A 26,779-nucleotide genomic window follows, 5' to 3' on the forward strand; every position below is an offset into this window, starting at 1 on the left:
TTTTTCTTTGTTTAGTTTATTTTGTTTTCTTTAAAGCAATAATTGCATAATTTATAAAATAATATAACGACTTCAAAAACGATAGTTTTTCTTCTTTTCTGTATATTTCCCATCTTACTTTTGCTGCTCCTGCTTTGTTGCTCGATCGGGAATTATTCAAAACACGGTAAAAAGCCAAATCTTCTTTTAATCCGTATATTTCTCCGGTTTCTTTTATAACTTCAAGCCACAAAACATAGTCTTCGTTTTTATTTCTTTCCTTAAAGTACCTTTTTCCCAGTTTTTCGTTATCAAGCATTACTGTCAAACAGCCTAAATAATTATTTTTCAGCAAATCCGTATAAGTAATTTTTTCTTTTATTATTATTCTGTTTATGGGTTTTCCTTCTTCGGTAACTCTTGTATACTCTGTACAGCTTATAGCCGCATTTTTTTCTTTCATAAAGGCTATTTGTCTTTCAAGCTTATTTTCAGCCCAATAATCATCGGCATCCAAAAAAGCAATATACTGCCCTTCAGCCATATCAATAAGTTTATTTCTTCCTTTTACCACACCTATATTTTTTTCGACAGTTATGACTTTTATCCTGTCGTCTTTTTCAGAATATTTTTTTACAATTTCATAACTTTTATCTCCGGAATTATCGTTTATTATAAGTAATTCCCAATTTTTATAAGTCTGATTTATTACCGATTCCACTGTCCGACTTATAAACTTTTCGGCGTTATACATAGGTATTATCACGGAAACTTTATCTTTTATCATTTTTTTCTCCGATTTTTGATAAAATTAACTCATACACTCTTTTACAGTTATCTTTATCATTGTATTTTAGAAACTTATCTTTTAATTTTTCTGATTTTTCTTCGATTACTCCATCATATTTAAAGTTATTTTCGGAAATCTCAATTATATCCTTTACGCACTCCTCTATCGTGTAAGCTTCCTTTCCGAAAAGTTCGTTATCAAGATCCACATAAGAACCGACTTTTTCAGTATATTCTTTTTTATCAAACTGAAAAAATATAATCGGCTTATCAAGATAATAAAAATCATAAGCAACACTTGAATAATCAGTTATTAAAATCCTTGCTTTCATCAGTTCTTTAGTTATTTCCGCTTCTTTAGGCAAAAGTCTTATATTTTTCCCCAACTTTATACTTCCGAAATTTCCCAAATAGTCGTGCATCAGCTGATGAATATATAAATTAAGAAGAATTCCTTTTCTTTCAAGGTACTCATTTAATTTCCCGTCTGTTACAAGTCCTGTTATATTTTTAAAATATTTGGTATCTTCTATTTTCAAATTTTCGGATTTTATCCAGTTTCTCCATGTCGGCATAAAAAGTATTTCATTTTCTTTAATTTCGGCATTATAAAGTTTATCATATCTCGGATAACCTGTTACAAATATTTTCTCTCCTTCAATATTCCACCATGCATCTCTTTTTATAACACTTTCATATTCCGAGTCACATATATTTATATCATAAGAACGTACAAGCTCTTCGGCTATTTTCTCAGTTTTTTTGTTCATTGCCATTCTCACTTTAAATCCTACCGTTCCGTGATTCAAAAATACTTTTATCGGCTTATAATGAAACCCCTTTATAAACGGCACGGCAAAAAGATAAGGCACTATATCCGCCGAAATTGAATGAGAAAACAATACAACTTCCGAATTCATAAAATACAGATAATCTTTTACACTTCCTCTGATCAGCTTATTTCCCGGAATCTGCTCAAAAACGGGAGAATCTTTATTTATTACCCAATATGTTTCAACTTCTTTTTTTGTTCTTAAATATTCGTACATTGCTCTGCCGTTGTCCACATACAGTTCTCCTGCATTTCCGCCTATAAGCCATATTCTTTTATTTTTAAATTTACTTTTTGTAAAAGGGTACAATATACAAGCAAAAATCATATTTACAAGACATTTTATTTTATCCATTGTTTTTTAAAGAAATCTATCAAATAAGATCTTTATTTCTGCTAATCTCAATTTTTCCGCAAAGCCCTTATTTTAAGATATCTTCTTTCCCTCCTTGAATTTTATTTATTCAAATCTATTCAATACACATTCTGATATTTTTATCCCTGACATTTATATCTGAAATATCCTCTCAACCTTCCTTTTAATACGAACCAATGATATTTCCGATTTTTTGTAACTATCATTCCGCCTATATTTCTAAACAGTTTTTTCCAATATTTGAAAATATAGAAAAGATTTTTTCTGCATTTAACTTCTTTTTTTACTAATGCTCCGTATCCCAAAGCGTATTTATAGGCTCTTTCCAAATCGTCATAATTTCCTTTTTTGGCAGGATGATAAATAATATCGTCAGCAAAATAGTTTCCTTTAAATCCTTTATGTAAAAGCGTCAGTACATAGTCAGTTTCTTCTCCGCTCCCGAAATATGCTCCTACACCTAAATTTTCATCAAATAAAGTAATATCTTCGAGAGAATAATTTACAAAAAAAGTAATAGATTTCACAGTCATATCAATATTGTCAACTTTGAGTTCATCATTATTTTCAAGCATTATTCCCGTTCCATAGTCTTTTCCCCTTTCGAGAGTTCTGCACGAATAAATTCTTTTATCCTTATTTTCTTTAAAGAATGCTACAACTTTTTCGAGAGTATCTTTTTCATATTCACAGTCATCATCGGGAAATCCGACAATATCTCCATCCATCATTATAAGTCCCTTGTTTCTGTTTAAACTTAGTCCCGACTGATTACTTTTCATATACTTTATTTCAAAGTCATCTTCATATTTTCTTATAATTTCAAAAGCTTCATTCCCCGTATTCTGGTCAATCGCTATTAATTCAAAATCTTTATAAGTCTGTTCCGACAAACTTTTTAAAAACAAATCAAGCTCCTCAGTAACATTTATCGTCGGCATTATTAAAGAAACTTTCACTTCAATCACTCCTATTTACTATCTTTCAGAATTATTTTTCACACCAAATGTTATTTTGTATTATACCACAAAATAGTCTTATTTTCTATATATTCTGATTTCCCAACAGAATAAAGGTAAAAGACTTAAATAAATAATTTTAAGAGGCTGATTCTTTACATATCTGCTTTTTCAAATCTCTAAAAAAGAGAGCCCCATTTCTATTTATCGGGCTCTCTTTTTGATTTATAATTCTCTATACATATCTATTTTTTCAATGATATGTTCCATCAGTTCTTCAAATATAAAATTAAATTTTTTCTCTGATGAATAATAAATAGCGAAAAATAAATCTGATTTAAACTTCTTTGCCTTGTCATTTATTTTAATTTCACCGTATTCCACTTTTTTATCGCTTTTTATGACTTTGGCTTTTATATCACTATTTTTAATTTTTACAGGACAAACTACAAATTTTAATTGTCCCAGATCAACACTTATCTCCTTTCCCTCAATTTCGGAATCCCCGTTTTCAGTATTGTGATTTTCGTTCTCACAAGAAAACTTTTTTATTTCTTCCTGTACTTCTACAGGAGTTTCAATATTCTTTAGAAAATAGACCTTTTCATCTATTTTCAAATTTCCTGTTTTTATTGTCATTTCCCCCTCCTATTTTATTTTTTTCGTAGTTGATCTCTCCCTTCTCTCACTTACTATATATTACTATAGTTTACAAGCCTCTTAATGTCTATTTTATTCTATTATATTCCGTTATAGTTTCACGAATTTCAGTTAATTGTTTTTCAGAGTCTGTTCTTCTTTTTAATTTTCCTGTTTTTCTGCCGAATCTGTCTTTATCATTAATTTTGAAAAAATAAATCGGAATATCAGAATAATTTTTTATCATATTCTGAATTTCACTTTTTGATATCAGAAATACCTGTTCAAAATTTTTTTCATTCTTTCCGTTCAATTTTTCCGATAATTCTCCCAAATCAGTTACTTCGATTATATTTGAAAGTTGCATCAAATCTTTTAAATATTTTTGATTTTTTATTATTTCATTATATTCTAAATCAAGTACAAAAAGCGTTTTCAGTCTTTCAAAATTTTCATAATATTCAATTTTCGAATTTTCTTCTGCAATCTGATAGACATATTCTTCAGCAATCTTTATATTTAAAGATTCTGTATTATTATAAAATATTTCTTTGGATTTTTTCGGCGTTATATCAAAATTCATTTTTTCTTTTTTCAGCAAAAGTCTGTACAGTTTTAATTTAAAGTAAGAATATATCCTCCTGTTTTCATTTTCAGAAATTTTATCCAATATTTCTTCCAACAGTTTGTAATCATTATCCTCTTTCATTTTAACATTTTTTGAAGTTATTCTTTTTCTTGTATTTTCTTTTTCATTATACAAATTCGAAATAAAATAAATAAAAATCTCATATTTTTCTTTTACTGAAAATAGTTTATTATACTTGACATAAAATTCCCGAAAAGCATGAAAAATAAATTTCAAGTCCTTTATTTTCAATTCTTCTTTTATAATTTCAAATATCAATTTTGAAGGATAATTCAATTCTTTTCCGTCTTTGTCTTTTTCTTCTTTATAGTAAACATAACTTTTTTCAAATCTTTTTATAAACAGATTTATCAAATATTCTTTTCTTGTTTTTTCAAAATTCGGAATTTTTCTTTTTATAATTTCCAAGGAATTTTTACTTTCTCTGTATTCAGCATAATCTATATCAAGTTCTTTTAGAACTGCCTTTAAATCTGTTCTCACATATTTTTTGGAACTTTCTCCCAATCCGAATCTTAAAGTAAATTTTGTCAGATTAAAATGCTTCTCACTCAATATCAAAAATAAATATATTATTTCTCTTCTTATTTTATTTGTAAATTTTATAATGCTTTCAAGTTTAAATCTTCTTTCACTTAACTCATTATTGAACAGTATATAACCCCTTTTATCAAGCAGATAATTCATTTTCTCCCAATTAAGTAAATTATTTATCTTTTTTAATGTATCGGACAATTCTGTTTTACTGATATTATAATTTTTCATTATCATATTTTTATCAGCAATTTTAAAATTCGCAATTTCCCACAATATATCAACTTCTTTATATCCGATACTATACAAAAAAATTCACCTCATAAATCTGTCTTATTTTCAATTAAATAATAACAGTTATAAGGCGTCATTTTCAGTTACCTGCTTTTTTATATTTTAATTTTTTGTATTCCTTTTATTTTCTTATCTTACTTTATTTATATAATTTAAAAAATATTAAAATATACATTTTTAAAATTTCAGAAACTATTTTACTGACGATTTTAAAAAATATCTATTTTGAATTTTCTTATATTATTAATCAAAAAATCTTTTACTGCTAAAAACAGGTCATTTCAAAACCGAGAAACCGATTTCAAAACAACCTGTTATTTTATTTCAATATATTTTTTATTCTGTTAAGTGTTCGCTCTTTACCTATTATCGCAATAACAGTATATAAATCTGCACCTCTGGCTTTTCCTGTAATCACTGCTCTTAAAGGCATTATTACAGCTGCAGGACCTTCTCCCAATTCTTCCTGAAGTTCATGAAGAAGCTGTTTTGCTTCTTCTTCTGAAATATTTTCATTCAATTTACTCAATTTTTCCTGGAATAATTCAACAGACTTTTTACCTGTTTCAGTTTCCAACGAAGAACGAAGTTTTTCAACTGATTTTCTTTCTTTTTTATTCATTCCTTCTTCAACTACAGGCAGTTCAAACTTATCTTCAAAGTAAATAGAAGCTATTTCCGGCAACTCTTTTAATGTATGAGCTCCTTCTCTTGAAATTTCCACTATTCTTCTCAGTTTTCCATATTCTTCTTCCGACAGGTCCTCATCTTTATAATATCCCGCTTTTACGAAATAAGGAATCGCAAATTTTGTCAATTCATCCAGATCTTTTAATCTCATATGCTGATTATTGACCCATCCTAATTTTACCAAGTCAAATACAGGTCCTCCCAACGAGATTTTATCAAATGAGAAGTTTTCTATCATTTCATCAATAGTAAATATTTCCTTATCTCCTCCGAAACTCCATCCCATTAACGCAAGGAAATTAAGCAGTCCTTCTTTTAAATAACCTTCTTCCATGTAGTAATTCATTGATACAGGATTTTTTCTTTTGGATATTTTTGTTTTATCGGCATTTCTAAGTAACGGCATATGATACCATTTCGGCTCATCCCAACCGAATGCTTTATAAAGTTGAATATGCTTAGGAGTAGATGCTATCCATTCTTCTGCTCTTATTACATGAGTTATTCCCATCAAATGGTCATCTACGATATTTGCCAAATGGTACGTAGGAAATCCGTCCGATTTTAATAATACCTGATCGTCTATTTTACTGTTTTCAAATACTATATCTCCTCTTAATCCGTCACGAACTATCGTTTCTCCTTCATAAGGCATTTTAAGTCTTATTACATAAGGCTCTCCCGCTGCAAGTTTTGCTTCCACTTCTTCTTTGGAAAGGTTTCTGCAATGTCCGTCATATCCCGGTGCCTGTTTCATCGCTATTTGTCTTTCTCTCAACTTCTGAAGTCTTTCAGGTGTACAGAAACAGTAATAAGCTTCTCCTTTTTCCACAAGCTTTTCAGCATATTCCTTGTATATGGAAAATCTTTCAGACTGTCTGTAAGGTCCGCTGTTTCCTCCTATATCGGGACCTTCGTCATAGTTCAATCCCAACCATTTCATCATATTAAATATTTGCTGCTCCGACGTTTCAGAGAATCTTGTTCTGTCAGTATCTTCTATTCTTAACAGAAAATCTCCTCCATTGTGTTTTGCAAAAACATAATTAAATAACCCTATATATGCAGTACCTACATGAGGATCTCCTGTAGGAGAAGGGGCTATTCTGACTCTAACTCTTTTTTCCGACATTTTTTTCTCCATTCATTTATTACTTTTTCCTTTATACATTATATAATACTTTTTTCATTCCCGCAACTGTATGGCGGACAAACTTATTTCATTTTTTAATTTACAGCCGACTAAACTCCGACTACTAAACATTTACAGATAATCATTATTCAAAATCTTCCCTAATTTTTGTAAAACTTAAGATATTCATTAATAAAACTGTCTATATCTCCATCCATGACTTTATCCACGTTTCCTTCTTCGGCTTTAGTTCTATGATCCTTAACCATTTTATAAGGCTGAAATACATAAGAACGGATTTGACTTCCCCATTCTATTTTGGATTCAGTACCTTTTATATTTTCCATTTCTTTTTCTCTTTTTTCAAGCTCTATTTCAAAAAGCCTTGATTTAAGAATTTTCATGGCAGTTTCTTTGTTTTTCAGCTGAGATCTCTCTTTTTGACAGGTTACAACCGTATTTGTAGGAATATGTGTTATCCTTACTGCTGAATCGGTTGTATTTACGTGCTGTCCTCCTGCTCCGCTCGCTCTGTAAGTATCGACTTTCAAATCTTCCGGTCTAATATTTACTTCCACATCGTCATCTATTTCAGGGACTACATTTACAGCGGTAAAAGAAGTATGTCTTTTCCCATTGGAGTCAAAGGGCGAAATTCTTACAAGTCTGTGAACTCCTTTTTCTCCTTTCAGATACCCGTAGGCATAGCTTCCTTTTATATTCAAAGTTATACTTTTTATTCCCGCTTCTTCGCCTGAAAGTGAATCAAGAACTTCAACTTTAAAATCTTTCCGATTTGACCATCTGTCGTACATTCTGTAAAGCATTTCCGTCCAGTCACAGGCTTCCGTTCCTCCCGCTCCGGCATTTATTGTTAAAATAGCGTTATTGGAATCATATTTTTCATCCAGTAACAGTTTTGTTTTAAAATTTTGAATTTCTTCTGTAACTGTATCTATTTTGTCATCAAGTTCTTTTTCAAATGAATCGTCTCCCGCTTCGATAAACTCTATCATTACCGAAACATCTTCATTCATTCCGCTTATTTTTTCATATTCTTCTATCAGTTTTTTTAAAATATTCAATTCTTTCAATGTTTCCTGGCTGTTTTCACGATTCCAGAAATCAGGCTCGGCAGTTTTTTTCTCGATTCTTTCTATTTTCAGATTCAGACTATCGAGGTCAAAGATGCCTCCTGATTTCCTCAATTTCTGTACTATTCTGCTCGTTTACTTTTTTTGCTTCAAATAATTCCATTTTTTATTACCTCTGCTTTAAAAATCTCCCGTATTTTTATAACAAGAGTATATCTTTATTTATTTTTTTCTTGGTCCTTCAACGATTTTATCATTTTCCTCATCATACCATACTTCATTTTGAAGAACTTCTTTTTTTGCGAATTTTAATATATTGTCAAATGTAGTTTCCACGATATTATTTAATGCCTCGTCCGTTAAAAATGCCTGATGCGATGTTACAATAACATTATTGAATGTAAGCAATCTCGCCAAAATATCGTCTTCCAATACATTCGCTGACTTATCATCAAAGAAATAATCTCTTTCTCCTTCATACACGTCAAGTCCCGCTCCACCTATCTTTTTGTCTTTTAATGCTTCAACCAGTATACTTGTATCAACTAAGGCTCCTCTTGCAGTGTTTATGATTATAACTCCTTTTTTCATCTTATCTATATTTTCACCGTTTATAATGTGTCTTGTTTCAGGCGTTAAAGGGCAGTGCAACGAAATAACATCGGATTTTGCAAACAATTCATCCAACTCGACATATTTAAAATTTTCATCTTTTGAAGCCTGTTCATTAGGAAATTTATCATAAGCAATAACATTCATACCCAAACCGTTCAATATTTTTATAAATATTCTGGCTATTTTTCCTGTACCTATTATTCCTGCAGTTTTTCCGTTCAAATCCATTCCTGTGAGTCCTACCAGACTAAAATTTCCGTCTCTTGTTCTGTTATATGCTTTATGTATTTTTCTGTTTACAGTCATTAATAATGCCAAAGCATGTTCCGCCACAGCGTAAGGTGAATATGCCGGTACTCTGAAAACAGTTACTCTGTTATCATTTGCCGCTTTCATATCGACATTATTATATCCTGCAGCTCTTATTGCTATTGCTCTTATTCCGTTCTTGGAGAGAATATTTATTACTTTTTCATTGAGATCGTCATTTACAAATGTGCAGACAACATCCTGATATTTTGTCAACATCACATTTTTCAGACTCAATTTTTCCTCAAAATAAGTAATCTTTGCCCCGTACTTTTCGTTCCATTTCTCAAAAAACTCGATATCATAAGGTTTTGTGTCGAACACTACTATTTTCATTTCAACTTCCTCCTACACTTTTATTTTCATTTGATTATAACAAAAAAACAGATGATAATCAATTTTTTTTCACAATTTAGGGATTTAATTTTTTAAAAATCTATTTTCCCCGAGTATTTTTCATATATAATTTTAGTTATTAAAAAATATTATAACTTACAACCTTTATATTTATTCTAAAAACTCTTTCACGAATAAAAAAGTTGCAGAAAACAGAAATTTTCCGTTTAAAGCAACTTTTTTTGATTATATTCGATTTTAAAACTATTTTGCTTCTTCGTATCTTTTTGCTACTGCATTCCAGTCTATTACATTAAAGAATGCATTGATATAATCAGGTCTTCTGTTTTGGTAATTCAAGTAATATGCGTGTTCCCAAACATCTATTCCTAAAATAGGAGTTCCGTGAGAACATTCGCAAGTAGCTCCCGGTATTAAAGGATTATCCTGATTTGCAGTAGATCTTACTTTTAATTCACCTTTTTTGTTTACTATAAGCCATGCCCACCCTGAACCGAATCTTGTTGCGGCTGCTTTAGAAAATTCATCTTTAAATCCTTGGAAACTTCCGAAAGCTTCATTTATTTTTTGAGCTAATTCTCCTGTAGGCTCTCCTCCGCCGTTAGGCCCTATTACAGTAAAGTATAAATTGTGATTATAGAATCCTCCACCGTTATTTCTTACTCCGGCTCTTATTTCTTCAGGTAAAGCATCCAAATTACCCAAAATTTCCTCGATTGATTTATTTAAAAACTCGGGTGCATTATTTTTCAAAGCATCATTTAAGTTATTTGTATAAGCTGCATGATGTTTTGTATAATGAATTTCCATTGTTTTTGCATCTATATTAGGCTCCAATGCATCATAAGCATATGGTAATTTTACTTGTTCAAACATTTTAATCACTCCTCATAATATATTCTTTGTTTATTTATTTTAACATACAAATTTCATAAAATCAATACATTACAGAGAATTTATTTTAAAAGTTTATTCCTTTACAATATATCCTACACTTCTTACAGTCTTAATTATTTTTTTATCAAAGCCTTTGTCCACTTTTGCTCTTAAGAAATTAATATAAACATCGACTATGTTACTTTCTGTTATAAAGTCTATATCCCAAATTTTTTCCGAAATCATAGTTCTTGTCAATACTCTGTTTTTATTTCTCAAGAAATATTCCAGAAGAAGAAATTCTTTGTTTGTAAGCACAATTTCTTTTCCGTCTCTTATAACTTCTCTGTTAATAGGATTTAAAGTTAAATCATATATTGACAATACTTCAGAATCGTCATTATTTATTTTTTTAGTCAATATTCTTACAATTGATTTAAGTTTAGCCGAAAGTTCTTCCAGTCTGAAATCATTATAAATATAATCATCCGCACCGTTCAGCAATGCTTCTGTTTTTGAATATCTGTCATCACTGTCAATGGAAAGAAGAATATAACTGTCTTTTTTGTTTTTTATAATTTTTTCCAATATTTTAGGAAAATTTGAGAATGAAGCTATATCAAGAAATACTATGTCCAATGAATCCGACTTCATTTCCTCCACTACTTTTTCTTCAGAGTCTACCAATAAAACGCTGAAGCTCATTTCCTTAAGCAACTGTCCTACTACCAATCTTGATTTTTCATTTTTGTTACACACTAATATTTTCATTTTGTTCCTCCAAATTATTTTATTTGCTGTTTATTACTAACCTACATATTTAACTGTTCAAGTACTTTATTTATTATATCATTCATTTTCCTTGAAGCTGTTGAATCATTTGATATATAAGGAAGTCCGTTATCTCCCGATTCAACAATATTTGCTTCCATAGGTATCGAACCTAAAAAAGTCTGCTTTGTTTCAGCTGCCATTTTTTCGGCACCGCCTTTTTTAAATATATTTACTTCCTTACCGCAGTCAGGACATATAAAACCGCTCATATTTTCTATAATTCCCAACAATTTAAGATTTATAAGCCTTGAGAATTTAACTGTCCTTTTAGAATCAAGAAGCGAAACATCCTGAGGAGTAGTTACAACTATCGATCTCGCATCAGGTCCTATATTTTGTGCAATACTCAGTGTTTCATCTCCTGTTCCCGGCGGCAAATCAACAATCAGAAAGTCCATTTCTCCCCATTCAATTCCTTCCAGCATTTCCATTATCGCTCCCATTTTTTGAGGTCCCCGCCAAATAATAGGGTCATTATCCGGCACGAAAAAACTCAAAGAAGAAATTGATAAATTTTCAGCTATTTTCAAAGGAGTTGAAAGAGCAGGCAACTTTACTCCTTCTTTTCCGAGCATTAACGGGACATTGGGACCGTGTAAATCCGCATCAAGGATTCCCACTTTATAATCTCTTAAATATAAACCGTAAGCTAAATTTACAGATACGGTAGATTTTCCTACTCCTCCTTTCCCACTCATCACGACAATTTTGTTTTTTATCCCTGACAATCTTTCGTTAATTTTTTTCTTTCTTTCGTCCATATTGGGGTTACCGTGCATTCTGTATTTTCCTCCTGTATATCGTTATATTAAAATTAAATCACATAACCGATTAAAATACAAGTCTTTTTTTACAATTTATTTTAACCAATGAACAATAACATAAAAATCTTTTTTGTTTTTTCAATTTTAATATAAAAAATCCAAAGTTCGATGATATTTCATACAACACGACCGCCCCTCGGATTTTATAAAATAATACCAAATTAATATTCTTTTTCTCTTAATATTTTCGTATAATTACATTTGAAGAATTTCTTATTCCTGATTAAAATGTTTTTAAAGGGGGAAATTCAGTTTAGAAACTCTCTTTCAAACTCTTCTTCATCCAACACTCTTACCCCTAATTTTTCTGCCTTTTCAAGCTTACTTCCTGCTTTTTCTCCGACAATAAGAAAATCAAGATTTTTAGAAACTCCCGATAAATAATTTCCTCCTTTGGATAAAATAATTTCTTTAATTTCTTCTCTTTTATACTTTTCAAGTTTTCCCGTAGCCAAAAAGTTTTTCCCCTTGACAGGATTATCTTCTATTTCAATTTCTTCAACATCTTCTGAAGAAAAATTCAATCCCGTCTCTTTTAAATCATTTATTTTTTTCCAGTTATCTTCATTATTCAAATAATTATGTACCGAAATTGCTACTTTTTCTCCTATCCCCTTTATTTGGAGCAGTTCTTCAATTTCGGAGTTTTTTAATTTTTCTATGTTTACAAAATTTTTAACTAATAAATTCGCAGTAAATTTTCCTACAAAAGGAATTCCTAAAGAATAAAGAACTTTGTTAAATCCTCTGTTTTTACTTTCTTCGATGTTATTTATAAGATTGTCGACACTTTTTTTGCCCATTTTTTCAAGATTTTCAAGTTCTTCACGATAATCTTTCAAAGAATAAATATCCACTACCGTTTTTATTTTTCCCAACTCAATAAACTTTTCGACTATTTTTTCTCCTAGACCTGAAATATTCATAGCATCTCTTGATACAAAATATTCGATTTCTCTTTTTACTTTTTCAGGACAAACAGGATTCAGGCACTTTAATGCTACCTGTCCTTCTTCTTTTACAAGTTCACTTCCGCACACAGGGCAGTTTGTCGGTTTTTCTATTTCCCGTTCTTTTCCTGTTCTGTCTTCAAAAACTACATTTACAACTTGAGGAATTATTTCAGCAGCTTTTTCGATTATTACATTATCTCCTATTTTTATTTCTTTTCTTTCTATTTCATCAAAGTTATGAAGGCTCGCTCTTTTTACTACCGATCCCGATAAAGTTACAGGCTCAAGCTCAGCAACGGGAGTAATTACACCTGTTCTTCCTACCTGAAAAGTAACATCGAGCAACTTTGTTTTTACCTGTTCTGCCGGAAATTTATAAGCAATAGCCCATCTCGGACTTTTTGTAGTATAGCCCAGTTCGTTATAATAAGAAAAATCGTTTACTTTTATTACAAGACCGTCAGTTTCATAATCCAGTTTTTCCCGTTCGTCATGCCATTTTTCTATAGATTTTTCCAACTCTTTAAAATCAGTATATTTTTCAAATATGTCTGTAGTTTTAAATCCAAGCTTTTTAATAAATTCTATGCTTTCAAGATGAGTTTTTATTTCGTATCTTTCGGGATTTACCAAATAATATAAATAGCAGTCAAGTCCTCTGTCTTTGACTATACTGCTGTCGAGCTGTCTTATAGTTCCTGCAGCTGCATTTCTCGGGTTGGCAAATACATCTTCTCCTGCTTCTTCCCTTATTTCGTTTACTTTATTAAAATTGGAAACAGGAAGAACTATTTCTCCTCTCACTTCTACATCTATCGGCTCTTTCAGTTTTTTAGGAACTGACGATATTTCTCTTACATTTTCAGTAACATCTTCACCTATTTGTCCGTCGCCTCTTGTTATCGCCTGCTTAAACATCCCCTTTTCATATATCAGACTTATACTTAGACCGTCCAGTTTCAGTTCCAGTATATATTCCAATTTTTTATCAAGACCTGTTATTTTTCTCGCTCTCTGATCAAAATCTTCTATCTCGGAAATATTATAAGTGTTTGACAAACTTAACATAGGCACACTGTGAATCACTTTGGAAAACTTTTCACTTGCTGTTCCTCCGATTTTTTCTGTAGGTGTTATTTCAGGATTTTCTTCTATATCAGAAATATCTGAATTATCCTTTGAAAGAAGTGTATAGTCATTTTTAAATTTAGAGTTTTCTTCTTCTATTTTTTGTAATTTCTTAATTAAATCATCATATTCCTTATCGGAAATTAAAGGTTTGTCCTCATTATAGTAATAGTGATTATATTTTTCTATATCTTTTCTTAATCTTTTATATTCTTCAAAATCAACAGTTTCAGACTTTATTTTGTTATCAAACAGTTTCACGCTCTCTCCTTAGTTTAATAATAATTTATTTTTTTATTATACTACATTGTGGAGAAAAATAAAATAAAAAGAATTTCCGAAAAAAGGAGCAGATTACTTTGTTATTTCATCACTCCTTTTTATATTCAGCTTATAGAAAGTTATAAAGTTCCTTATAACTTTTTACTGTGTACTTTGCTTTTATATCTTCATTTTCCTGTTGATTTTTTAAATTTACCCAGCATGTATCAATACCGAAGTTTATCCCACCCTGTATATCTGCAATTTGAGAATCCCCTATCATTATTATTTCTTGTTTTGTTACTTTATTTTTTTTATTTGCTAAATCCAAAGCATATTGAAAAATCCCGATATTGGGCTTACTTATTCCAACATCTTCTGAAACTACTGTTTCTTCTATGTATTTATTTATTTTGGAGTTTTCAATTCTCGGAATCTGTACCTTTTTTATTCCGTTTGTAATAATTATTATTCTATATTTTTCACTCAAGTATTTACACAATTCTTCCGCTCCTTCAAGTAAAAAGCTTCCTTCACTCAATCTTTCCAAATATTTTTCACTAAAAATTTTGGTATTATATTTTAAAGAGTTCTTTTCAAACAGCCTTTCAAACCTCAAAATTTTAAGTTCCTCTTCTTTGATTTCTCCTTTTTCCAATTCTCGCCATAATTTGCTGTTTATAATTTTATAATCTTCTTTTATTTTGCCAAACTCTTCTTCATTACCTTCTTTTTCAAAATAATCAAAATCTTCAAATGTCTTTTTCATGGCATTTTCCTGAGCTTCCCGAAAATCAAAAAGTGTATTGTCCGCGTCTATAAATATTAATTTATACATCTTTATTCTCCTCTTTCACAAATTACAAAAGAAACAAAAGAGGTTATTTCAAATTTTCTTTTGAAACTTCCTCTTTTTAATTATTTCATTATATCAAACTTTCACTTTAAATTCAATGCAAAATCCAATTTATATTTTTTATTCCTTTATTTTTGCCAAATATTCTTTTGCAGCTTTTATTATATCCTCTTTTGATCCTTTTACAATATTTCCTCCTACACCGACAGCATCAGCTCCCGCTTGCAGCCACTCAGCAATATTATCAACATTTACTCCTCCTGTCACCATAAATTTTACTTTCGGTACAGGAGCCTTCACTGCTTTCATATAACTGTAGTCAAAATTACTTCCCGGAAACAATTTTATCAAATCACATCCGGCTTCTAATGCTGTCAATATTTCCGTTACAGTCTGACATCCCGGAACATAAGGGATCTGATATCTGTTACATAATGTTGCCACTTCTTTACTGAACGTAGGTGCTACAATAAATTTTGCTCCTGAAAGTATCGCCATTCTTGCAGTTTCAGCATCTAAAACAGTTCCTGCTCCGACTATTGTATTTTTATTTTCGGCAAAATGTGAAATTATTTCCGAAGCCGTTCTTATTGTATAAGTCACTTCTATTGCTTTTATTCCTCCTTCAACACACGCTTCTACTGTTTCTATCGCTTCTTTTGAGGAATTTCCTCTTATTACAGCTACTATTTTAGTGTCTGTCAATGTTTTTAAAACTTCATATTTTTCAAAACTGCTCATATTTTCTCCTTATCTTATTGATTATAATTTTTTTAATTAATTCCACATTATTTTCTGAAAATTTCATAATATGGAATCTAATTTCATTTTTCTATCATTATTATACCCCTTTTTCAAAAAAATGCAAATTTTATATTTTGACAATTTTGATTTTTATATTATAATTAGTGTATATAATAAATTTATATATAAAGGAGATAATATATCTATGAACCCTCAAACAAACAATGTTCAGTCATTAGACAGGGCACTAGCTATTTTGGAAATTCTTTCCGAAAGCGAAATTTTAACTTTATCTGAAATTACCTTACAGATAGGTTTAACAAAATCCACTGTTCATCGACTGCTTTCAGCTCTGATTCAAAACGGATATGTAGAAAAAATAAATACCGGAGAATACAGGATCACATTAAAACTTTTTAAATTAGGAAATCAACGTATTCAAAAAATTGATTTTATCAATATTGCGAAAAATTTTGCTGGACAGCTTTCATCTGAAACAAATGAAACTGTTCACCTTGTAATACCTGATAATAATGAAATATTATATATTGATAAATTTGAGTCCGAAAATATTTTATTTAAAACTGCTTCAAAAATAGGAAAAACAGCTCCTATCTATTCTACAGCGGTCGGCAAAGCACTTGTTGCTTCATATAGCAATCAGGATATTGTCAATATGTGGAATAATTTTGATTTAAAAAAATTTACGGATAATACTATTACAGACTTGGACGAATTTATTAAGGAAATTGAAAAAGTCAGAAAAAACGGGTATGCTTTCGATAATGAAGAAAATGAATACGGAACTTTCTGCATCGGGGCAGCTTTTTATAATTATCTGAGAAAACCTGTAGGAGCTGTAAGCCTTTCGACTTCCGCCGAAAATCCCGACAAAGAAAAATATATAAATAAAGTCTTAATATGTGCAAACAGAATATCGGGAATGTTAGGATATTAATATTCATCATTTATTTTGATGATATTTTTATCCCATTCCCGAATTTTTCAGTTAAAATATTTACTTATGACTTCTGTTATATACCCATAATAATCCTATCAATCCTGATAATCCTATTATCATTCTTAACAAATGCTCTGTATCCGCCTGTTTTGCTCCTGTTATAATCAATCCGTTAAAAACAAAAAATAAAAGTAAATAAATACAAATTTTTATTGTCGTATTCAATTTAATTCCTCCCATATTATCTCGTCAGCTTTCAAAACAATCGTTTTTGCTTCTCCTTTTTCATTGTAAACAATCGTAGTCTGCTCCGACATTGAATTATTAACATAAGCTATTTTATTTTTTGAAGGATATACATGAACTTCACAGTGAATATTTGAGCAGTTCCATTTTTTAAACTCATTTTCTTTGTGAGCCGCATAATACAATGCTCTCATTAACAATCTTGCATTTTGGGCATTGTAAGGCAATCCCGCTATATATATTCCTCTTCCTTTCCCGAAATCATGGGAAGAAAGGTGTATTTCTCCGTCAGAATATTCAAGTATTTCCGTATCTTCGTATAAAGAATATATATTTTTCATGCTTTCTCCGAAATCAAAAGACTCTCCCGATTTTAAATCTTCTTTTATAAAATGATTTTCTTGCATTTCAGTAAAATATTTATCGGTAGAAAGGCTGAATCCTAATTCCTTATCCACCCCCAATATTTGTCCAAGCTGGAAAAATCTTCCTCCGTATTCGTATGCCGAAGGTTCGCCTATCCCTATAAATCCTCCTCCGTTATAAACCCATTCACGAATTTTTGAAACAAGTTTGTCATTTTTCCATACTTCTCCTCCTGAAAATGCAGTTTCTGCATCTCCGGCATTTATAACGACATCTATTTCATTGAGAATATCCGTATTTAAAACATCGTCAAAACTGATAAAAGATACATCTACAGCCATTCCTGACAATGCTTCCAACACTCCCAAATACGAATATATCTGTTTATAATGCAGAGCATGAGCGACCATATGTGTCTGCCATGTACGAAGTTTACCCCATGAATTGAGTATTGCGACTTTTATTGCACAATAAGGCTTTCCGTTTTTTGCTATATCGTATATATTTCTAAATTCTTCGGCTATTTTTTCTACACAGTCGACAAATTTCGGAAATTTATAAGCTAAACTCAAATATCCTCCGTAACCTATACGGTCTACAGGATTTCTCATAACAGCTCTTCTTGCATTTATCCAGTTCTGAATCGTTTCAGGTACGGGATCATTTCCTTCATAAAAAGTATCAGGGAAAAAATAAGGTAAAAATCTTCCTTCGGTATATTTTACATGAGGAATATCCGCTATCATTCTAAGAGTAGCTCCTCCGCCCACAGATCCTACTACCGCATCAAGTCCCGTTTTCTCAAAATATTTTCCGTAAGGCTCTGTTCCTATCCAGTTGTCTCCCAAAAACATCATCGCTTCTTTTCCCGAATCATGCACTATGTCGACTAATTTCTTCACTTCCGAAGCTACAAATTCCTGAATAAAATCAATATAGTCCAAATACTGTTTTGTAGGAACTCTGAACGTTGTATTGTAATAACCTTTGTCTACAATATCTTCGGCTCTCAGCCTGTAACCTTTAGCTTCGGCAAAAGCTTCAAGTGCAGCTACTGAAACACTTGCTCCGTAACCGAACCATTCTACAAACTTTTCCTTTCCCAAGTTATTAAATACTAGAGTAAAATGGTAAAAGAACGTTGTAAATCTTACTACATCCGTATCAGGATTGTTTTTTAGCCATTCTTTCAGGTATTCGCTCATATAAGTATTTGATGCAGGCTGTCTTACATCAAAAGGTATATCGTGAGGCTTATCTCCCCAGTTATTTGTAATATGATTGTACATCTGTGTAGGATCCCAAATCATATAAGCGAGGAAAGATACAGTATATTCATGAAAAGGCTTTGCTTTTTTTATATTTACACAATTATTTTCTTTATCCAGACTCCAGTCTGAAACAGACACAATTTCATCAGATGTTCTGTCAATTACTTCCCAATATATTTTTTCATCATGGATATAATCGGGTTTTATCTGTTCGGTAAAATATCCGTTAATAAAGTCTATTGAAAGCTCTTCAGATAATGCCATATTAAATTTCGACATCAGATAAAGCTGCTGACATTCTTCGATATGTTTTTCAGCAAATTCATTATGTGCCCTTGCAACAAAATAAGTTGTATATATTTTAGTATCCAGTTTTTTTATTTCTTCATCCAGTTTGGTTCCGTCACTGTCACGAACGGCATCAGCTCCCCATCGTTCCATTAGTTCTTTAGTTTCTTTTAAAAAATTACTTTCTGCAGGTAACGTAAATCTTCCCTTTTTTTTCATTTTTTCCTCCCAAATTTTTCCTATTCTTTTGATCCGCCTAAAGTCATTCCCTGTGTCAGTTTCTGCTGAACAAGAATATATAAAATCAGCGTAGGTAGCATAACAATTACCATTCCCGAATAAAGTATTCCATAATGGGCAGCTCCCTTACTCGCAGCCATAAGGCTCATAAGCCCTACAGGCAAAGTTTTTTTAGGCCCCGGCAACAAAGTCAGAGCTATAATATATTCATTCCAAAATGCCAAAAAATTAAACAGAATAACCGTTATTATACTGGGTCTTGCCATAGGCACCATTACTTTTATCATTGTTGTAAAATATCCTGCTCCGTCTATTGCTGCCGCTTCCTCAAAAGTTGTAGGAAGAGATTGAAAAAAATTGGACAGCAGATAAATCGTGAAAGGCAAAGCCGTAGTCATATAAATAACTGCCAAAACAAACAGATTGTCAAGGAAAAAACTTCCTTTTACAATTTCTGTCTGACGCAAAATTTTATCTCCCTTTAACAACATCAGAAAAATCGGTATTACTATATAATTTACATTTATAAATAATCCCGCTTTCATAAACGTATTCCAAAATTTTCTTCCTTTAAATTCAAATCTTGCCAATACATATGATGCCGGCAATGCTATTACAATAAGCAATATTAATGCTACAGCCGTTACAAAAACCGAGTTCCACAAACTTTCTCCCATTTTAGCTTTCTGAAAAGCATCTATAAAGTTTTGAATATAAATCCCTTTAGGCAATGTCCACGGACTTCCCGTAAACTCCGAATCCTGTTTGAAAGAAGCAATAAAAACCCATGAGACAGGTACTATGATCGATATTGCAAAACTTACCAATGCAGTATAAATAAATATTTTATATAATCTGCCAATACTTTTATTTTCTTTTTTCATTAGAGCCCCCTAATATTCCAAAATTTCACGATTGGTTACAGCACTTATAATACCCGACAATGCGAAAGAAAAAATAAAGACTGCAACTCCGATAGCCATTCCATATCCGTAGCTTTGATTTGTATATGCCTGTTTATACATATAACTTAAAAATACTTCTGTTGCTCCGTCAGGACCTCCTCCTGTCAAGGGTATTACAAGAAGAAAGCTCAAATTTATCGTACTTATTATAAAGAATGACAATGTAGCTCTTATATTTAGCCATACCAAAGGAAGAGTTACATTGAAAAATCTGCTTATTTTCCCCGCTCCGTCCAGTTCCGCAGCTTCATAAAGACTTTCGGGAATATTTGCCATCCCTGCCATATACATTACCATATAATATCCTACAGCCTGCCATATCAATGCCATCGTAATACTGTAAATTACTATTTTCTGATCCCCCAACCAACCGGCTTTAGGTCCTTTCAGCCCTATCATCTGAAGAATACTGTCTATAAGTCCTTGACCTGGATCATAAATTGCTGAAAAAATTCCTGAAACTACCACTATTGAAAGTATATTTGGAATATAGAAAATTATTCTGAAAAAATTACTTCCTTTTATTTTTTCCGTAGTTAAAATTGCTGCAAAAAATACAGCTACTACAAGAGTTACTATTGTAACTACCACTATTAATAAAATCGTATTTTGAAAGGATCTTATAAAAGCTTTATCCTGCAAAAGACTTATAAAATTATTAAATCCTACAAATTTTTCTTTTTTTGACAAGGCACTCGTTTTAAAAAACGACATTCTGAACACCTGAAAAGTAGGGATAATCCTGAAGATTATATACAGTATCATAGCCGGTGCCAAAGAAAAAAATATGAATAAATTTTTGGAATATCTGTTTGTTTTCATAATATCTCCTAAATCAATATTATTAAATATTTAAAATTAGAGATTACCTCAAAACAGAATTGTTAAATAATAATATCTTTAAAAAAACTATTTTATATACTGTTGAATAAAGCTGCTAATAGTATTCAAGACAAAACTTAAAACAATTATTCAGGATAATCTCTAATAAATAATTTTTAAATTTATAATTACCGAACTAATTTATAAGGTTATTTCTCAATTTTTCCATCATTTCATTTACTTCTTTCTGCCATTCTTCAGGTGTTTTAGTTCCGTTTACAACTGAATTGAAAGAATCATATAAAGTTCCTCTGAAATCTATACCTTCTACAGGTTTTGTAGTAGCATATCCGCCTACAAGTGCTTTTGCTCCGTTTTTATAAACATCATAGAATACTTTGTTTTCTTCGCTTAATTTATCATAAGGATACGAATTTATAGGCTGTACTGCATTATATTTCACAAAAATTTCAGCTGCTTTGTCGGAATAAAGGAATGCAATAAATTTTTGTGCTTCTTCTATATTTTTTGCGGCTTTAGGCACCCATATCTGTTCAAAGAAACTCCATGCATATTGTGCTCCGTCTTTTGTAAATGAAGGATACGCAGTCATTCCCCATTTAAAGTCTTTCGGAGTAGTTGCTGCCATTTCTCCTACTATCCACGAACCGTTAGGCATAAATACTGCTTTATCATCCAATACCAACTGCTGATTTTTCTTAAATCCTTCATCGGTAGCATTGGCAACTGTTGTAGGTTCCACATATTTAGCAAGTTTTCCCAATGTTTTAAATATATCGTTCATTTCAGGAGAAGTCCATATTCCCTGTTTGTAATTCATCACATCGTTGAAAAACTGTTCTCCGCCTCTTCCTGCTAAAATCGGAGGCAAGAAAGAATCCAAATATCCTGTTGTAGGATAAGTCAATAAAGCTATTTTCTTTTCTTTTGCTTTATCTCCTAAAGCAAACATTTCATCCCAAGTTTTAGGTACTTGCCAACCGTTTTTTTCAAATAAAGTTTTATTATAAAATAGTCCTGTAGGACTGTAAAACATAGGCATCAAATATACTTTTCCGTCAGAATAAGGATTTGTGATTGTATTTCCTGTAAATCCTTCTACCAGTTTATCTTTAACGGCTTTTTCCTCTCCCGGCACTTTCATTTCCAAAATAGGAGTTAAATCTGCCAACTCTTTTTCTTTTACAAAATTTTCAGTAATTCCGGCTTTTCTTCCTATTCCCAACATAATCACATCAGGATAATTTTCAGCTTGAAATTGCCCCGGCAAACTTGACTCTATATCTTTCGACTGAGTCAATTCTATTTTAACATTAGGATTTACTTTTTTATATTCTTCTATTATTTCAGGCCACATTTTATCCCCATAACCTGATTCGAGAGTTGCTATTTTCAATACAGTTTCTTTCGACCCCGAATTTTCCTTATTTTCATTTTCTTTTTTTTCACCGCAGGCCATTAACAACAAAATACTTAACAGCGACAATAGACATAATTTAACTTTCATTTTACTCCTCCTGTATTATTTTAATTTTTCATTTTCCATTTTAATTATATCCTACTTTTTTAAAAATGCAATAGATCCGTACCAAAAAAAACGAAAAATTAAACATTTTATAATTTCTCAAAATGCCTATATTTCCGTTTTTTCAGTATTTTAATATACAATTGATAAGTTAAAAAATTTTTTATAATTTAATTTCTTCTATTTTTATTTGTTTCATAAAAGATTCTACATCTTTAATATCTACCAATCCTGTTTCTGTTTTCTGAGCATTGGACATACCGCAAGCCATTGCAAGTTTTAATGTTTCTTCCAAGTCCATATTATCTTGCAGTCCCTTTGCAAAACCTGCTACTGTGGAATCTCCCGAGCCTACAGTATTGCAAACCTCTATTTCGGGAATCGTAACCTTTAAATTTCTTTCGCCAAAATACATCGCTCCGTCTTTTCCCATAGATACAAGTATATTTTGAGCTCCTGATTCTTTCAGTTTTAACATCGCTCCCTTTAATTTATGTTCATCGCTGATTTTCTCTCCTGTTATATATTCCAATTCATCAAAATTAGGTTTTATTAAATAAGGCTTTGCTTTAATTCCTTCGAGAAGTGTTGCTCCGCTTGTGTCCAAAATCACTTTTCTATTTTTGCTGTTAATCATCTCTATTAACTTTTTATAATAATCTTTTTCCACACCTTTGAGCAGACTTCCCGAAATTGTTATAATATCGCTTTTTTCAAGCAATTCTGCAAATACTTTTTCAAAACCTTTTATATCTTTTTCTTCTACTTCCTCGCTTGCTTCAAGAATTTCAGTTTCAGAATTTTTAGCCAATACCGCTATACAAACTCTCGTTTCTTTAGAACAGATATAAAATTTTTCTTTTATATTTCTTTCTTTTAACTTTTCTCTTATCCACTCTCCGTTTTTTCCTCCGACTATTCCTGTTGCTGTAACATCTGCTCCTAACTGATGCAGAACTTTTGTTACATTCAGTCCTTTTCCTCCTGGACTTTTTACAATTTTATCGGCTCTGAACAGCTTTCCTTCCTGAAAATCATCTATAAAATATCTTGTATCTATAGCAGGGTTTAAAGTTATCGTTGTTATCATTTTTCCTCCCGATTAATTAAAATTTTTCATTTTAATTATAACCTTTTTTCATAAAAAAGCAATAGGTACATACCAATTTTTATATTTCATAAATTATTCTGTATAACCAGTTTGCCATAGGATCGTTTATTTTTATCATTTCATCGTAAAGTTCTTTTAGCATCTCATCTTTTATTTTTTTATAGTCTTTATTATAAAACAGATTATTCATTTCTTCGCTGTCATTTTTTACATCGTATAACTCACAAATATCCGACGCATTGAATACGAGTTTATAGTCGTCTCTGTGCCACATTCTTTGCTCAAAATAGACAAAATGTCCTGCAAGCTGACAAAGCAGTCCTTTTCTGTCATTTTTACTTCCGTTTCTTACAATATTAAGCACAGATTCTCCTTCAAATGCCTCCGGAATTTCCTGAGAAGCTACATCATATACAGTAGAAGTCAAATCATGCAAATAAACAAAATTATCATCTCTTTCATTTACTCTGTTTGATTGGGGATCTTTTATTATCATCGGAATATTATATGTAGTATCAAACATAAATTCCCCTTTTTCTATCATTCTGTGTGCTCCCATAGCATCTCCGTGATCTGCTGTTACAACTATAAATGAGTTATCATAAAGATTATTTTCTTTTAAAAATTCAAACAACTCTCCTATTGCATCATCTATAAGTGTAATATATCCCCAGAATTTTGAGATAACTTCTTTCCATCTTTCTTCACTGGCTTCCCACATTCCCCACATTTTGGAAATTGTTTTATAATGTCCCGGTTTTCCTTCCAACGGTTTAAAGAAACTTTTATCGAGTTCCACATCATCAGGATTATACATAGAATAATAAGGTTCGGGAACTATACACGGTGTGTGCGGTCCCCAGAAGTTTATCCATGTAAAAAACGGTTTTCCGCTGTCTTTATATTCGGAAATATATTTTTTTGCTTCATCAATTATAAAATAAGGGATTGTTTCTTCTTTTGTTCCTGATAGCAAACCGCATAATTCCTGTACTCTTAAATGAGGGTTATCTCCGAAATAAGCTCGGCTTACTGTAGGAATTTCATATCCTTTTTCTTCAAGCCATTCTCTATATCTGTTACTTAATCTTGTTGGCGGTTGATTGAATACAAGATTTTTATATACTCCGCTTCCGGGATATCCGTATCCGTCAAAGTTATGTCCTTTTATATCGTAGTCTTTCGGTATGGAACTTGTCCCGACATGCCATTTTCCCACAACATAAGAATTATAATCTTTCAAATTAGCCATAATATTTGGATTTTCTTTACTTATTTCTCCGACGCCGCCTTTTTCTCCATTTTTAACAATTCCATGAGAAGTAGGCATAAGCCCTGTAAATAAAGATGTTCTTGCAGGTCCACACACAGAAGCCGGTGTAAAAGCATTGTTAAAAGTAACTCCCTCTTGGGAAAGTCTGTCTATATTGGGCGTTTTCACTATTTTATGTCCATATGTTCCCAACATATCTTTTCTGACTTGATCAAGCAGTATATATATTATATTATTCATTTATTTCACCTTTCATTTTTCCATTTTTTTATTTTTAATTGAATAATAAGCAATTACAATTATTTCCACTACTATATAAGCAGCTGTAACAAGAAGCGGATTTCCCGTTTTTGATGCAAGTCCCAATGGAGATAGTAATCCGTGCAAATACAACAAACTGAAAAACAATGTAGCTATAACCATATCGACATATTTCCAGTCGGTCAAATCAACATTCGCCTTATTTTCTTTGCTTTCTTTGTAAGGAGTGTCTCTTTTCATGAAACTTCCTATTAAAAGCATAACTATTACATCAAATACAAACAATGCTCCCATTACATGAACAAAATTTACTTTTACTTTAAATACCCAAACTAATGAATAATAAAGGATAACATGAAGCATAACAGCCAAACGTGCGGCTTTTCCTGACACTGTTTTATTGAATATTCCTACAACGAATAAAGCTACAATCGGTATATTGAAAAATCCTGCAAATCTTTTTGTGAATAGAAATATTCCGCTCGAGGCATCTATTAGCATAGGTGCAATAAACATAGTCAATATTGCCATAACTGTTGAAATCACTTTCGCAAGTTTAATAACTTCTGTATCGCTTCTCTGTTTTTTAGAAATTACCGGCAACAAATCATTACAGAAAATAGTTGCTGCGGAGTTTAAAAACGAGTTGAATGTACTTAAAACCGCTCCGAACATTGCAGCTACGAAGAATCCCATTAACGGTTTAGGCAACACTGTGTTTACAAGTGTCGGATATGCCAAATCAATAGGTTTAAGTCCTTCTCCTTTAATGTGATAAGTTAGAAGTCCCGGCAAATTCAACAAGATAGGCAATAATAAAAGGAATAATGCTGCTATAAGTACACCTTTCTGTCCCGATTTCAAATCTTTTGCTCCCAATGTACGTTGAACTATAGCTTGATTGGTTGTCCAGTAAAAGAAGTTTACTACAAGTATTCCTGTAAATATTGCTGTCCAAGGTACCGCATCTCCTGCTCCCCCGATAGCATTGAGTTTTTCTACATGTTGAGTTGTTATTATTGTCAAACCTTTTGCTATACTTCCGTTACCTAAAAATCTTAATCCGAATAAAGGTACTAAAAATCCTCCTATTACAAGAATTATTGCATTTAAAGTATCAGAAACCGCTACCGCTTTTAATCCTCCGAATATTGCATATATTCCTCCTACGATTCCTATAGCCCATATTGTTATCCACATTGACTGTGCATAAGAAAGACCTGTAAGTGTTTCGATATTAAATACCTGATTAAAGGCAATCGCTCCTGTATACAATGCCACAGGAATTGCAATAAACAGATAGAAAAATAAGAATAATGTAGACATTATAAGTCTTGTAGATTTGTCATAACGTTTTTCGAAAAATTCCGGAATTGTAGTATACCCTTCACGAATATACTTAGGTAATAAAAATTTTGCCAAAATGCATAAAGGTATTACCGATTGAACTGTCCATGCCATAATTGAAAAATTTCCTTTGTAGGATTCGGCATTAATACCTATAAGCTGTTCTGTCGATAATGAAGTCAAGACCATAGAACAACCGATTACCAAACCTGTCAATCCTCTTCCTGCAAGAAAATATCCTTTAGACGTAGATAAATCATCATTTTTGGTTTTCCACCATGAAATGAGTGCTACCAAACCTGTAAAAAATAGAAAAGACAATAAAACTGTAAACATGATTTTTCCCTCCTGAAATTTA

23 protein-coding genes are annotated in these 26,779 nt (G+C 31.4%); 1 reads left to right on the plus strand and 22 read right to left on the minus strand.

All coding sequences use genetic code 11. The features are described from left to right. Positions 1-16: 16 nt before the first annotated feature. The 14 genes from FVE72_RS07225 to FVE72_RS07290 form a co-directional block, all read right to left on the minus strand. Entirely contained in the window at positions 17-766 is a 750-nt protein-coding gene (locus tag FVE72_RS07225) for a glycosyltransferase family 2 protein (protein ID WP_006806788.1), read from the minus strand. Further along, positions 753-1,955 (minus strand): CDP-glycerol--glycerophosphate glycerophosphotransferase, encoded by a 1,203-nt coding sequence (locus FVE72_RS07230; protein WP_026737814.1) that lies wholly within the window; start codon positions 1,953-1,955, stop codon positions 753-755. Before FVE72_RS07230 ends, FVE72_RS07225 begins: the two co-directional genes overlap by 14 nt. Positions 1,956-2,095: 140 nt before the next feature. After that, entirely contained in the window at positions 2,096-2,935 is an 840-nt protein-coding gene (locus FVE72_RS07235) for a glycosyltransferase family 2 protein (RefSeq protein WP_026737815.1), read from the minus strand. A gap of 225 nt (positions 2,936-3,160) precedes the next feature. After that, a complete protein-coding gene (locus FVE72_RS07240; protein WP_006806756.1) occupies positions 3,161-3,574 on the minus strand; it encodes a hypothetical protein in 414 nt (137 codons plus the stop codon). Between the two features lie 88 nt (positions 3,575-3,662). Continuing rightward, the gene (locus tag FVE72_RS07245) at positions 3,663-5,066 is read right to left on the minus strand and encodes a hypothetical protein (RefSeq protein WP_026737816.1); all 1,404 of its coding nucleotides are present in this window, start codon (positions 5,064-5,066) and stop codon (positions 3,663-3,665) included. A 304-nt stretch (positions 5,067-5,370) separates the two neighbouring features. Continuing rightward, positions 5,371-6,873, minus strand: a complete 1,503-nt coding sequence (gltX, locus tag FVE72_RS07250) for a glutamate--tRNA ligase (RefSeq protein ID WP_026737817.1) — start codon at positions 6,871-6,873, stop codon at positions 5,371-5,373. 161 nt (positions 6,874-7,034) lie between these two features. Beyond that, a protein-coding gene (prfB, locus tag FVE72_RS07255) for a peptide chain release factor 2 (RefSeq protein ID WP_232049431.1) occupies positions 7,035-8,130 on the minus strand; the annotation gives its coding sequence in 2 pieces (ribosomal slippage) (positions 7,035-8,057 and positions 8,059-8,130; 1,095 coding nt in all). Positions 8,131-8,189: 59 nt separating this feature from the next. Beyond that, complete coding sequence (locus FVE72_RS07260; RefSeq protein WP_026737819.1) at positions 8,190-9,227, minus strand: 2-hydroxyacid dehydrogenase; 1,038 nt, start codon at positions 9,225-9,227, stop codon at positions 8,190-8,192. A 264-nt stretch (positions 9,228-9,491) separates the two neighbouring features. Beyond that, a complete protein-coding gene (locus FVE72_RS07265; protein ID WP_026737820.1) occupies positions 9,492-10,124 on the minus strand; it encodes a superoxide dismutase in 633 nt (210 codons plus the stop codon). Between the two features lie 93 nt (positions 10,125-10,217). After that, positions 10,218-10,895 (minus strand): response regulator transcription factor, encoded by a 678-nt coding sequence (locus FVE72_RS07270; RefSeq protein ID WP_006806735.1) that lies wholly within the window; start codon positions 10,893-10,895, stop codon positions 10,218-10,220. 41 nt (positions 10,896-10,936) lie between these two features. Continuing rightward, a complete protein-coding gene (locus tag FVE72_RS07275; RefSeq protein ID WP_026737821.1) occupies positions 10,937-11,737 on the minus strand; it encodes an Mrp/NBP35 family ATP-binding protein in 801 nt (266 codons plus the stop codon). Between the two features lie 293 nt (positions 11,738-12,030). After that, positions 12,031-14,124 carry an NAD-dependent DNA ligase LigA gene (gene ligA / locus FVE72_RS07280; RefSeq protein ID WP_026737822.1) on the minus strand — a complete coding sequence of 698 codons (2,094 nt, stop codon included), beginning with the start codon at positions 14,122-14,124 and terminating at the stop codon, positions 12,031-12,033. Positions 14,125-14,254: 130 nt separating this feature from the next. Then, positions 14,255-14,962 (minus strand): YjjG family noncanonical pyrimidine nucleotidase, encoded by a 708-nt coding sequence (locus FVE72_RS07285; protein ID WP_036056135.1) that lies wholly within the window; start codon positions 14,960-14,962, stop codon positions 14,255-14,257. 138 nt (positions 14,963-15,100) lie between these two features. Beyond that, positions 15,101-15,721: a bifunctional 2-keto-4-hydroxyglutarate aldolase/2-keto-3-deoxy-6-phosphogluconate aldolase gene (locus tag FVE72_RS07290; RefSeq protein ID WP_036056137.1), complete on the minus strand. Its 621-nt coding sequence runs from the start codon at positions 15,719-15,721 to the stop codon at positions 15,101-15,103. Between the two features lie 208 nt (positions 15,722-15,929). On the opposite strand from FVE72_RS07290, the gene FVE72_RS07295 reads away from it, so the two are divergent. Beyond that, complete coding sequence (locus tag FVE72_RS07295; RefSeq protein ID WP_026737825.1) at positions 15,930-16,682, plus strand: IclR family transcriptional regulator; 753 nt, start codon at positions 15,930-15,932, stop codon at positions 16,680-16,682. Between the two features lie 60 nt (positions 16,683-16,742). On the opposite strand, the gene FVE72_RS07300 is transcribed toward FVE72_RS07295, so the two are convergent. From FVE72_RS07300 to FVE72_RS07335, 8 genes are all read right to left on the minus strand, one after another. Beyond that, complete coding sequence (locus tag FVE72_RS07300) at positions 16,743-16,910, minus strand: DUF6903 family protein (protein ID WP_006806724.1); 168 nt, start codon at positions 16,908-16,910, stop codon at positions 16,743-16,745. Then, on the minus strand, positions 16,907-19,075 hold the full coding sequence (gene gnpA, locus FVE72_RS07305; RefSeq protein ID WP_026737826.1) for a 1,3-beta-galactosyl-N-acetylhexosamine phosphorylase: 2,169 nt from the start codon (positions 19,073-19,075) through the stop codon (positions 16,907-16,909). The genes FVE72_RS07300 and gnpA overlap by 4 nt, the downstream gene beginning before the upstream one ends. Positions 19,076-19,095: 20 nt before the next feature. After that, positions 19,096-19,980 (minus strand): carbohydrate ABC transporter permease, encoded by an 885-nt coding sequence (locus tag FVE72_RS07310; RefSeq protein WP_026737827.1) that lies wholly within the window; start codon positions 19,978-19,980, stop codon positions 19,096-19,098. A gap of 9 nt (positions 19,981-19,989) precedes the next feature. Continuing rightward, the gene (locus tag FVE72_RS07315) at positions 19,990-20,883 is read right to left on the minus strand and encodes a carbohydrate ABC transporter permease (RefSeq protein ID WP_026737828.1); all 894 of its coding nucleotides are present in this window, start codon (positions 20,881-20,883) and stop codon (positions 19,990-19,992) included. Positions 20,884-21,079: 196 nt separating this feature from the next. Beyond that, on the minus strand, positions 21,080-22,411 hold the full coding sequence (locus tag FVE72_RS07320; RefSeq protein WP_026737829.1) for a carbohydrate ABC transporter substrate-binding protein: 1,332 nt from the start codon (positions 22,409-22,411) through the stop codon (positions 21,080-21,082). A gap of 181 nt (positions 22,412-22,592) precedes the next feature. Continuing rightward, the gene (gene pfkB / locus FVE72_RS07325; protein WP_026737830.1) at positions 22,593-23,519 is read right to left on the minus strand and encodes a 1-phosphofructokinase; all 927 of its coding nucleotides are present in this window, start codon (positions 23,517-23,519) and stop codon (positions 22,593-22,595) included. Positions 23,520-23,598: 79 nt separating this feature from the next. Beyond that, positions 23,599-25,053, minus strand: a complete 1,455-nt coding sequence (locus FVE72_RS07330; protein WP_026737831.1) for a sulfatase-like hydrolase/transferase — start codon at positions 25,051-25,053, stop codon at positions 23,599-23,601. Positions 25,054-25,065: 12 nt separating this feature from the next. After that, entirely contained in the window at positions 25,066-26,757 is a 1,692-nt protein-coding gene (locus FVE72_RS07335) for a solute:sodium symporter family transporter (protein ID WP_026737832.1), read from the minus strand. Positions 26,758-26,779: the final 22 nt, after the last annotated feature.

Origin of the sequence: Pseudoleptotrichia goodfellowii, assembly GCF_007990505.1 — a bacterium.
Classification (GTDB): domain Bacteria; phylum Fusobacteriota; class Fusobacteriia; order Fusobacteriales; family Leptotrichiaceae; genus Pseudoleptotrichia; species Pseudoleptotrichia goodfellowii.